The organism is Gallibacterium faecale (assembly GCF_027920745.1).
GTDB classification, from domain to species: Bacteria; Pseudomonadota; Gammaproteobacteria; order Enterobacterales; family Pasteurellaceae; genus Gallibacterium; species Gallibacterium faecale.
In genome coordinates, this window is the sequence record NZ_JAQIBB010000099.1 from 1 (window position 1) to 10,781 (window position 10,781).

Sequence of the window (10,781 nt, forward strand, 5' to 3'; positions counted from 1 at the left end):
AAAATACCTCGCCACAGCGAGGTATTTTTGACAATTTAACTAAGAAGCTAATTCTTCACCTATTTTGCTAATGCCATTGCCAATAAAGTAATTGGATGTAAACAAGTACGACTGGTTGACATATCAATTTGCCATTTACAGGTTTCACAATCTGAAATCACATAATCAAAATTTCCCGCTTCAATTTGTTGGAATAAGCTATTTCCAATAGCTTGCGAAGTTTCATAGTTTTCTGATTTGAATCCATACGTTCCCGCAATACCGCAACATTGTGAATTTAACATGACTAATTCCAAGCCTGGAATTTTTCTTAATAACTCAATGGTATAAGGTACCCAGCCAGCTTTTTCCATATGGCACGCTGTATGATACGCCACTCGTAATGGCAATGGTTTTAGCGGTAACGTTTTCTCACCACTTTCCAATAATTTATAAATATAACGAGTGACTAAATTAATATGTCCTTTTACTTTGCTGTTATCTTTACCAAGAATATGTTCATATTCATCTTTTAAAGTCAACGTACAACTTGAAGATGTTCCAACAATTTCCAGACTTTTTTCGGCTACGACTTTCTCTAATTGTTGAATATTGAACTCTGCTTGACTCATCGCTTTTTGTGGAAAACCATTTACCATCAAAGGCAAACCACAACATTTTTCTTTTTCTAACAAGACAACACCAATATCCATCGCATTAAAGACTTTAATCAACTCTTTGCCTAATTCAGGATTATTATAATTCACATAACAGCCGTGATAATACGCAACTTTATCACGGTATAAACTCTGGCGTTCTGCTGCATTCTTCTTATACCAATTACGGAAACTACCGAATGAATATTTTGGTAAGCTACGGCGTTGATCGACTTTTAGTGTTTTATCTAATAAGAAACGTGTCGCCTTTAAGCCAGTAATCGTATTAACAATTGGGGCAAATGGCGTATTCATTGTTCCCATTAAATCGGTGTTACTTAGGATTGCATCTCTAAGTTTTTGGATCTTACTTTTCCCTTTGCCTTTACCGTAATGATCTCTTGCTCGAACGATAATATCCCCTATTTTCACGCCAGATGGGCAGGCTATTTCACAACGCTTACAATTAGTACAATATTTAAGTGCTTCATCATAAAGCATTGGATTTTTTAACCGCAAACGTTCTCCATCAGGTCCAGCTTGTTTTGGTCCCGGATAAGCAGGGTTATTACGAGATACAGGGCAAACTGCCGTACACGCTGTACATTTAATACAACTCTCAAACGTTGAATCATGATAAGGTTGTTGATGAGTCTGTTCAGCTTGAGCGATTAATTGTTGTAAATTCATTGCTTGCCTCCCGCTAAAATATAATCAACGACATTAAAGGCTGTGGCAATAGATACCCCTGAACCACAGCCATCATGTAAGCCACTAAAGCCTCCAATCACCGCGCCTACTGCAAATAAATTCGGTACAACCTGTCCATCTTTCATCACTTGGCAATGTGTATTAATTTTCACCCCATAATGTTGATAAGGTTGTGCATCAGCAAATCGGTGTTTTGTCCACTGTAAACGTTCGCTATCTGCAATCAAATCTAAGTCAAAGATTGGCTCAATAATTTTTTCAAATTTCGCCACCAATCCATTACTAAAAAAACTGCCTGACGCCAAAATGTAGTTTTCTGCACTCAATGGAATTTCTTCATGTAATGCCGTATGGACTTGAACGACCTTACCTTGTGCAAAATCACCACGTAATACGGTATCTCCATTCATTAACACACCACCTAAACGCTGAAATTCACGCCGTAATTTATAATGTTGACGTAAACCTAACAAAGAAGGCGGTAATGTAGGTAGCTCAAACAGTGCCAATCCTGTTGCTTGTTTTAATTGCATAAAAAAGTTTTCATCATCTAGACCAAAACAGGCTGGTAAAAAGATTGCTTTGGCTGTACCCGCAACTTGCTTAATTTCTTGTACTAACTCATTAAAGTTGAGTTTATGTTCTAATGCTTGCGAAATATTAATACTCCGGAATTCTCTTGCATTGGTACGTAAATGATCTAACTCTGGAATATGTAAAAAAGTGTGCTTAATTTCACAATCTGCAAATTGCGGTAATGTTTTTAAATTGGCTTCTACTAAATGCGGTTGAAAATCATGGAATCCTTCAATCCCTAGAATCATCAACGATTGATAGGGGAATTTTTCTCCTGACATCGGCACTGTCGGTACATGAGTTGGCGATAGCCATGCGGGTTGTAATGATCCCAATGGAGTTACTCGATAATGATTTTGTTTGATATCACCTACTAAACTAAGTTGTAACTGTTGTGCTAATTGTTGGAAATCATTTGCATAGGCTAAAACATTATCTTTGCCAATCAAACTATAAGGATGATGTTCATTTTGTTCTGCTAATTGTGTTAATCCTGCTTTTAAATCTGTGACTTGTTGATCAGCACAATAACTTAATAAATCTAATGAACCTGAAGAAAAATCTATCGCACTTTGTCCAGCACTCACAATTGCACAATGCTTGCCTTGTTGTTGTAATTTGATACCACAAAGCAACCCTGCTAATCCGCCACCAATAATAAGAGTATCAAAATTCATTTTTATCTGTCCCTTCGTCTGTTGCCTGTGTATTCACTTGTTTTAACCCTAGTAAGCTAAAATAAATCCAGCTACTAAATTCAGCTTCACGAATTGCATCGCCCCACGCAATCGGTTCAATACCTTTCCAACGTTCTTCCAGGAAAGAAGAGAGTTGTGTAGTAGAACGTCTTGCTGAAATCACATTAAAACGACTCATTAGCCCAGCTGCTCGACAAGCACACAATTCACCTTGACAAGTTCCCATCCCCACACGAGTACGACGACGTAAATCAACCAAATTATTCACATTCAATTCTTCAACGGCATAACGGACTTCACCCGCAGTGACCATCTCACATTCACACACTAAACTACGATCTAAACGTTGTTCTGCTAATAAACGATCTGCTCTTGCACCATGTCGATAGATTGCAGAAATACGAATTGGATTAGGAATAGATACAATACGTTGATGTGTTTCAGTTGCAGTTTCTTGTGAACCTGGGAGGGGTTGGCTCGCTGTTTTACACGCTGCTTGATGATTTAATTTTTTACAAATTAAATCCGTTGCCCATTCCGCCATTAAACGATAAGTCATTAACTTACCGCCTGTAATGGTAATAAAACCTTTTAAGCCATCACGTTCTTCATGATCTAATAACACAATTCCTCGGCTCACGTTTCGTCCTGATGGATCATCATCACTAGCAACTAATGGGCGTACCCCTGCATAAGCACGTAATACCCGAGTATGACGTAAAGCGGGAGCAAGCTTTTCACCTTCGGTAAACAATACATCCACTTCTTGTGGTGTCACCACCATATTGTCAATTTGATCATAAGGAATACGATCAGAAGTCGTTCCAATAACACAAATCGTATCACCTGGTACTAAAATATCTGCGTTAGCTGGTTTACGGCAGCGATTAATCACTAAATTATTAATCCGATGTCCCATAATTAATAGCGAACCTTTCGCTGGGAACATTTTGATCTTTAAATCAGCATATTCTGCTATGCCTTGCCCCCAAATCCCACCAGCATTAACGACTAATGGTGCATAAAAACGACCAGTTACTTTGCGTTTATGATCAAACGCTTCGACACCAATAACACGATCCCCTTCGCGCAATAATTTCACTACTTCATGATAGGTTAAAATAGTTGCGCCATTCTCTTTCGCATCTAACATATTTGCCGCAGTTAAACGGAACGGATCAACTGTACCATCAGGCACTACCACCGCGCCAATCAAAGATGGATTGACTGAGGGTTCTAATCGTTTTGCTAATTCTGGTTCAATTTGAATCGCATCAATCCCCGCCTTTTCACAACTCTCAATAAATGTTTTTTGATAAGCCAGATCATCTTCAGGCAATGTAATGAAAAGTCCTTTTGTATCTTCTACACAGTGGCGAGCAATCTGTTTTAAGATCATATTTTCTTTAATACACTCTTCCGCAGATTCATGATCATTAACAGCATATCTTGCCCCACTATGTAATAATCCGTGATTTCGCCCAGTCGCACCCGTTGCGATATCACGTCTTTCCAGCAAAATACAACGAAGTCCTCTTAACGCACAATCTCGAGCAATCCCTTCACCTGTCGCCCCACCACCAATAATAATCACATCTGTTTCCCAATGTGGCGTGGTTGAATTTAGCTGCTGATTTGTCATATTTGAAGCCTCCAACACACAATAAAATAGGATAAATTATTCCAATACGAAAATTTAGAGATATTTTAACCCAAAAAGAAAATAAAAAATCAAAATTTGATTGAAAAAGAACAAATATGCAAGCCAGATCACACTTTTTTATAAATTGAAGAGAAAATAAGGTAGAGTAACGTACAAAAAGAATAAGAAAGCTAAATTTTAAGGTAAATAATTCATCTCATTTTTTAAAAATAGATAACTTATTTTCGTGCTCGCTCAAAACTACCTTACTAGATTAAAATCGCATAAAAATTACTCTACCCATTAAGACGTAATTAACATAAAACAATATTTTTCCTTCATACAAAAAACGAGTAAATATAACTTTTATCTAAGAAAATTCTTAAAATTAACTGCCATAAATCTAAAATCACGCTATAATAATGCGCTTTTGTAATACCTCGTTTTGTGTGCGGCTAACAAAAATATTTTTACTACCAAGAATATTTTTGCTAGTCGCAAACGGGTCATTACAAATCAAATCACCTTTATTTTTAACTATTTTTATGAGGAAAAAATTGTGACTCCATTTGTGAAACAATTTAAATATGGTCAACATACCGTTACATTAGAAACAGGAGCAATTGCTCGTCAAGCAACCGCTGCTGTAATGGCAAGTATGGATGATACCAGCGTATTCGTAACCGTGGTTGCGAAAAAAGATGTAAAAGAAGGACAAGATTTCTTCCCATTAACTGTAAACTATCAAGAACGTAGCTATGCTGCTGGTCGTATTCCTGGTGGTTTCTTCAAACGTGAAGGTCGCCCTTCAGAAGGTGAAACTTTAATTGCACGTTTAATTGATCGTCCTATTCGTCCACTCTTCCCTGAAGGATTCTTAAATGAAATCCAAATTATTGCTACTGTTGTTTCAGTAAATCCACAAATTAGTCCTGATTTAGTGGCAATGATTGGTGCATCTGCTGCATTATCATTATCTGGTGTGCCATTCAATGGACCAATTGGTGCGGCTCGTGTTGGATTTATTAATGATCAATTTGTATTAAATCCAACCATGTCAGAACAAAAACAAAGCCGTTTAGATTTAGTGGTAGCAGGAACTGACAAAGCCGTATTAATGGTTGAATCAGAAGCAGATATTTTGACTGAAGAGCAAATGTTAGCCGCCGTTGTATTCGGTCATCAACAACAACAAGTTGTAATTGAAGCAATTAAAGAATTTACAGCAGAAGCAGGCAAACCTCGTTGGGATTGGCAAGCACCTGCCAAAAATGAAATACTCATCAACCGTATTAAAGAACTTTCTGAAGCACGCTTAGGCGAAGCTTATCGCATCACCGAGAAACAAGCTCGTTATGAACAAATTGATGCTATTAAAGCAGATGTTTGTGCCACAATTCTTGCTGAAAATAGTGAAGATGAAACCATCACTGAAGGCAAAATTATTGACATTATCCACGAATTAGAAAGCCGTGTAGTACGTAGCCGTATTTTAGCAGGCGAACCACGTATTGATGGTCGTACAGTGGATACTGTTCGTGCATTAGATATTTGCACTGGTGTTTTACCACGCACTCATGGTTCAGCGATCTTTACCCGTGGTGAAACTCAAGCATTAGCAATTACTACTCTTGGTACAGAAAGAGATGCGCAAATCATTGATGAATTAACGGGTGAAAGAGCCGATCATTTCTTATTCCACTACAATTTCCCTCCATATTCAGTAGGGGAAACTGGTTTAATCGGTTCACCAAAACGTCGTGAGATTGGTCATGGTCGTTTAGCAAAACGTGGTGTTGCAGCTGTAATGCCAACCCTTGCAGAATTCCCTTATGTTGTTCGTGTTGTATCTGAAATTACTGAATCTAATGGTTCATCTTCAATGGCTTCTGTTTGTGGTGCATCATTATCATTAATGGATGCTGGTGTTCCAATCAAAGCTGCTGTTGCTGGTATTGCTATGGGACTTGTAAAAGAAGAAGATAAATTTGTAGTTTTATCTGATATTCTTGGCGATGAAGATCACCTTGGTGATATGGATTTCAAAGTAGCAGGTACACGTACTGGGGTAACTGCATTACAAATGGATATCAAGATTGAAGGTATTACACCAGAAATTATGCAAATCGCATTAAACCAAGCGAAAAGTGCAAGAATGCATATTCTAAATGTGATGGAGCAAGCAATCCAAACACCTCGAGCTGATATTTCTGATTTCGCACCGCGTATTCATACGATGAAAATCGATCCGAAGAAGATTAAAGATGTAATCGGTAAAGGTGGTGCTGTAATTCGTAGTCTTACTGAAGAAACTGGTACCTCAATCGATATCGATGATGATGGTACAGTGAAGATTGCCGCAACCGATAACAACGCAGCGAAAGCAGTAATGGCGAAAATTGAAGATATTGTTGCTGAAGTCGAAGTAAATAAAATTTATCAAGGTAAAGTAACTCGTATCGTCGATTTTGGTGCATTTGTTAGTGTATTAGGCAATAAAGAAGGATTAGTCCACATTTCACAAATTTCTGAAGAACGTGTAGAAAAAGTCACTGATTATCTACAAGTTGGTCAAGAAGTCACAGTGAAAGTCGTTGAGATTGATCGTCAAGGTCGTATCCGTTTAACAATGAAAGATTTACAACCTACGAATAATAATTCATCTGCTCAAGATGATGAAAACGTGATTGAAGAATCTTCCGCGGATGCATAATTAAGCAATGACGAATAACACCGTGATGCCTATCACGGTGTTTTTGCCAGTGATGTTGAGCTTAGTGCTAATTTAAAGGCAGTATCATGTGTCAGTTGCAGAAAAGAGTTTGTTCATTTTTATATTTTCCTTTTTTCTCCCTATGGTTATTTATTGCAGGTTGTAGTAGTTCACCATTAAGTGTATTAGGGACAGATTCACAACTTATCTTTTCAGATACCAAACCACAGGAACATCTCGATCAAGAAGTTGTGATTGCCAAACTCAGCCAAGTTTTGCAATTAGAAAAAATGACGAGAGAAGATCGTGCCGCTTTCTATTTTGAACGTGGGGTATTGTACGATAGTCTTGGTCTTTGGACGTTATCTCGTTTCGATTTTTCACAAGCGATTCAGCTCAAACCTAAAATGGCAGATGCTTATAATTACTTAGGGATTTATGCCCTAATTGAAGGGGATTATGATGCTGCTATTGATTACTTCAATGCAGTGTTAACACTCGATCCTCATTATAGTTATGCTTTCTTTAATCGAGGTTTAAGTTTCTACTATTCTAATCGTTATACTGAAGCAGAAGATGACTTTCTTACCTTTTATCAGGAAGAAACCGATAATCCTTATCGGGTATTATGGTTATATTTCAATGAGATAAAACAGAATCCAAATCAAGCACTTGCATTACTTAAACAACGTTCTAGTAAATTATCGAATCAATATTGGGGAACAAATATCGTCCAATATTATCTCGATGAAATCTCACTTACTGAATTACGTGAACGAATGAAACAGTATGCAAATAAATCATCTTCACAATATGCAGAAGTATTAACTGAAACCTATTTCTACTTGGCAAAACAACAATTAATGTTACACAACAAGCAAGATGCCATCACATTATTTAAGTTGGCGATGGTTAATCAAGTGTATAGCTTTGTAGAATATCGTTTTGCCCTCTTAGAATTATTGCGATTAAGCGAAACAAAAGTTCGACCACAGAGTCAACCATAACAATAACATTTATTAAAAATAATTTTTATACTTTCGGTATTTACATGACAGAACAAACTTTAACTTTTGCAGACCTTGGTCTGCCTGAAACACTTTTATCTGCAATTTCAGATTTAGGATTTATTAATCCGTCCCCAATCCAACAAGCTTGTATTCCTCATCTATTAAATGGTGAGGATGTATTAGGTATGGCACAAACTGGTAGTGGAAAAACTGCTGCTTTTGCCTTACCGCTATTAACCCATATTGAGATAGATAAAAAATATCCACAATTATTAGTGATGGCACCTACACGTGAATTAGCAATCCAAGTTGCTGATGCTTGTGAACAATTTGCCAAAAATTTAAAAGGTATCAACATTGTTACTGTTTACGGCGGACAACGTTATGACATTCAACTTCGTGCTTTAAAGCAAGGTGCCCAAGTCGTAGTTGGTACCCCAGGAAGAATCTTAGATCATATTCGTCGTAAAACATTAGATCTTAGTGCATTAAAAGCGATTGTATTAGATGAAGCCGATGAAATGCTACGTATGGGCTTTATTGAAGATGTAGAAACTGTTATGGCTGAATTACCAGAACAGCATCAAACCGCATTATTTTCTGCAACTATGCCAGAACCTATTCGCCGTATTACGCGTCGTTTTATGCGTAATCCGCAAGAAATCAAAATTCAATCTACCCAACAAACTGCGCCAGATATTACCCAATCTTATTGGCTAGTAAATGGTTTCAAAAAGGGTGAAGCATTGATTCGTTTTCTTGAAGTAGAAGAGTTCGATGCGGCAATCATTTTCGCACGCACTAAAAGTGCAACCTTAGAAATCACAGAGTTATTAGAAAGAAATAATTTCCGTTGTGCTGCACTGAATGGTGATATGACACAACAACTACGTGAACAGACCCTCGATAAATTACGTAACGGACGTTTAGATATCTTAGTAGCTACTGATGTTGCTGCACGTGGTATTGATATTGAACGTATTAGCCTGGTGGTAAATTACGATATTCCGCTTGATCCCGAATCTTATGTTCACCGTATTGGACGTACCGGGCGTGCAGGGCGTGCAGGGCGTGCCTTACTATTTGTTGAACCAAGAGAAAGACGACATTTACGTAATATTGAACGTTTAATGAAGAAAACCGTTGATGAAACTCAAGTACCAAACCATGAACAGTTACAAAATGTTAGACGTGAAAAATTTAGACAAAAAATTACAGCACAACTTGAACATCATGATCTTGAGCTTTATCGCAGCTTACTAGAAGATATTTTTGCAGCAGATCAATCTCAAGAAGATATTGCAGCTGCAATGATGATGCTATTACAAGGTAAACAAAAACTTATTCTACCGCCTGATCCAGAAATTAAACCATTACGCAGAGAAAAAGAGCGCCGTGAAAATCCTCGTTCTGCTGAACGCCGTGGTGCAAGAAATAATATGCCAATGGATGTTTATCGTATTGAAGTTGGACGTGCAGATGGAGTTGAAGTAGGGCATATTGTAGGCGCTATTGCTAATGAAGGGAATTTAAGCAGTCGTTATATTGGTCATATTAAATTATATGAACATCACGCAACTGTTGAATTACCTATTGAAATGCCGAAAGGATTATTGCAACATTTCCAACGTACTTATGTCGTTGGTAAACCAATGAAAATGTCCTTACTTGAAGCAGCTCAAGTAGAGTTTGAAGATAAAAAACACGCTTCACGCAATAAGAAACAGCGTGATCGTGATAATGATGCCTTTAGCAAAAAATCCTCTCGTTCAGGAAAAGAACGAAAATTTAAAGAGAATCGCAAAAAATTTGCTAATCGTTAACTCTCAACTAGGGCTTGGACTAAATACAAGCCCTATTTTACATCTCTAAGGAGAAACTATGCCTACATTAAATAAAGTAACTCAATTAGCCACATCATTACCCACTTACCGTGTTATCGAAATCTCTGGCATAGATAGCCAAACTTTCTTACAGGGGCAATTAACCTGTGATGTTACCAAAATGGCAGATAATAGTTCTACTTTAGCCGCTCATTGTGATCCTAAAGGAAAAATGATCTCATTATTTCGTTTAATTAAATTTTCTGCTCAACAATTTTGGTTTATTTTTGAAGAAAGCTTATTACCAACTGCTTTAGAACAATTAAAAAAATACGCCGTATTTTCAAAAGTCACCTTTAGTGAAAAATCTTTATCTTTATATGCATTTACACCTGATACCTTACCTAACGAATGGCAATATGATGGAGAAATTTACCAAACTGAATCCGATACTTTAGTTCATATTGATGCAGAAGAGCAAAATTACTACATTCTTCTTACCACAAAAACATTGGATTTCACGGCTGCTCTAGAAAAATGGAAAGCTCTCAATATCATTAATGGACAACCATTATTTAATGGCAAAGTCCAAGGTGAATTTATTCCTCAAGCATTAAATTTACAGCATTTAGAACGAGCCATCTCTTTTACAAAAGGATGTTATATCGGTCAGGAAACAATTGCTCGGGCAAAATATCGTGGAGCCAATAAACTGGCAATGTTTACCTTATTAAGCCAAGCAAACGAAGATGTTGAAATCGGTTCTAGTGTTGAGATGAACTTAGAAAATGGCTGGCGTCGTACAGGAACAATTATCAACTTTACTCAATATCAACAACATACTTTACTGCAAGTTGTATTAAATAAAGAAATTTCTCCAGACACATTATTTAGACTTGCTGAAAATGGAGCAACCTATCAAGCTTTAGCAAATAAATTTGTTGAAGAATAAATACATACTTATAAAAAAAAG

At 37.1% G+C, this 10,781-nt stretch carries 7 protein-coding genes; 4 read left to right on the top strand and 3 right to left on the bottom strand.

Translation table 11 applies throughout. The features are described 5' to 3' along the window. Positions 1–59 precede the first annotated feature (59 nt). The 3 genes from glpC to glpA are packed head-to-tail and all read right to left on the bottom strand — an operon-like array spanning position 60 to position 4,262. The gene (gene glpC, locus PF272_RS10700) at positions 60–1,325 is read right to left on the bottom strand and encodes an anaerobic glycerol-3-phosphate dehydrogenase subunit GlpC (protein ID WP_271142745.1); all 1,266 of its coding nucleotides are present in this window, start codon (positions 1,323–1,325) and stop codon (positions 60–62) included. Further along, positions 1,322–2,599 carry a glycerol-3-phosphate dehydrogenase subunit GlpB gene (glpB, locus tag PF272_RS10705; protein WP_271142746.1) on the bottom strand — a complete coding sequence of 426 codons (1,278 nt, stop codon included), beginning with the start codon at positions 2,597–2,599 and terminating at the stop codon, positions 1,322–1,324. Before glpB ends, glpC begins: the two co-directional genes overlap by 4 nt. Further along, positions 2,589–4,262, bottom strand: a complete 1,674-nt coding sequence (gene glpA, locus PF272_RS10710; protein WP_271142747.1) for an anaerobic glycerol-3-phosphate dehydrogenase subunit A — start codon at positions 4,260–4,262, stop codon at positions 2,589–2,591. Before glpA ends, glpB begins: the two co-directional genes overlap by 11 nt. 559 nt (positions 4,263–4,821) lie before the next feature. Here glpA and pnp point away from each other — a divergent pair. The 4 genes from pnp to ygfZ all read left to right on the top strand — a co-directional run bounded on the left by pnp (position 4,822) and on the right by ygfZ (position 10,760). Next, positions 4,822–6,975, top strand: a complete 2,154-nt coding sequence (gene pnp / locus PF272_RS10715; protein WP_271142748.1) for a polyribonucleotide nucleotidyltransferase — start codon at positions 4,822–4,824, stop codon at positions 6,973–6,975. 86 nt (positions 6,976–7,061) lie between these two features. Then, a complete protein-coding gene (nlpI, locus tag PF272_RS10720; RefSeq protein WP_271142749.1) occupies positions 7,062–7,982 on the top strand; it encodes a lipoprotein NlpI in 921 nt (306 codons plus the stop codon). Positions 7,983–8,026: 44 nt separating this feature from the next. Continuing rightward, positions 8,027–9,808 carry a DEAD/DEAH box helicase gene (locus PF272_RS10725; protein WP_271142750.1) on the top strand — a complete coding sequence of 594 codons (1,782 nt, stop codon included), beginning with the start codon at positions 8,027–8,029 and terminating at the stop codon, positions 9,806–9,808. Between the two features lie 58 nt (positions 9,809–9,866). Further along, positions 9,867–10,760 carry a CAF17-like 4Fe-4S cluster assembly/insertion protein YgfZ gene (gene ygfZ / locus PF272_RS10730; protein WP_271142751.1) on the top strand — a complete coding sequence of 298 codons (894 nt, stop codon included), beginning with the start codon at positions 9,867–9,869 and terminating at the stop codon, positions 10,758–10,760. Positions 10,761–10,781: the final 21 nt, after the last annotated feature.

Excerpts from the sequence above, each read along its gene's own strand:
- nlpI (WP_271142749.1), top strand. The coding sequence starts at position 7,062 with ATGTGTCAGTTGCAGAAAAGAGTTTGTTCATTTTTATATTTTCCTTTT.
- PF272_RS10725 (WP_271142750.1), top strand. The coding sequence starts at position 8,027 with ATGACAGAACAAACTTTAACTTTTGCAGACCTTGGTCTGCCTGAAACA.
- glpB (WP_271142746.1), bottom strand. The coding sequence starts at position 2,599 with ATGAATTTTGATACTCTTATTATTGGTGGCGGATTAGCAGGGTTGCTT.
- glpA (WP_271142747.1), bottom strand. The coding sequence starts at position 4,262 with ATGACAAATCAGCAGCTAAATTCAACCACGCCACATTGGGAAACAGAT.
- glpC (WP_271142745.1), bottom strand. The coding sequence starts at position 1,325 with ATGAATTTACAACAATTAATCGCTCAAGCTGAACAGACTCATCAACAA.
- ygfZ (WP_271142751.1), top strand. The coding sequence starts at position 9,867 with ATGCCTACATTAAATAAAGTAACTCAATTAGCCACATCATTACCCACT.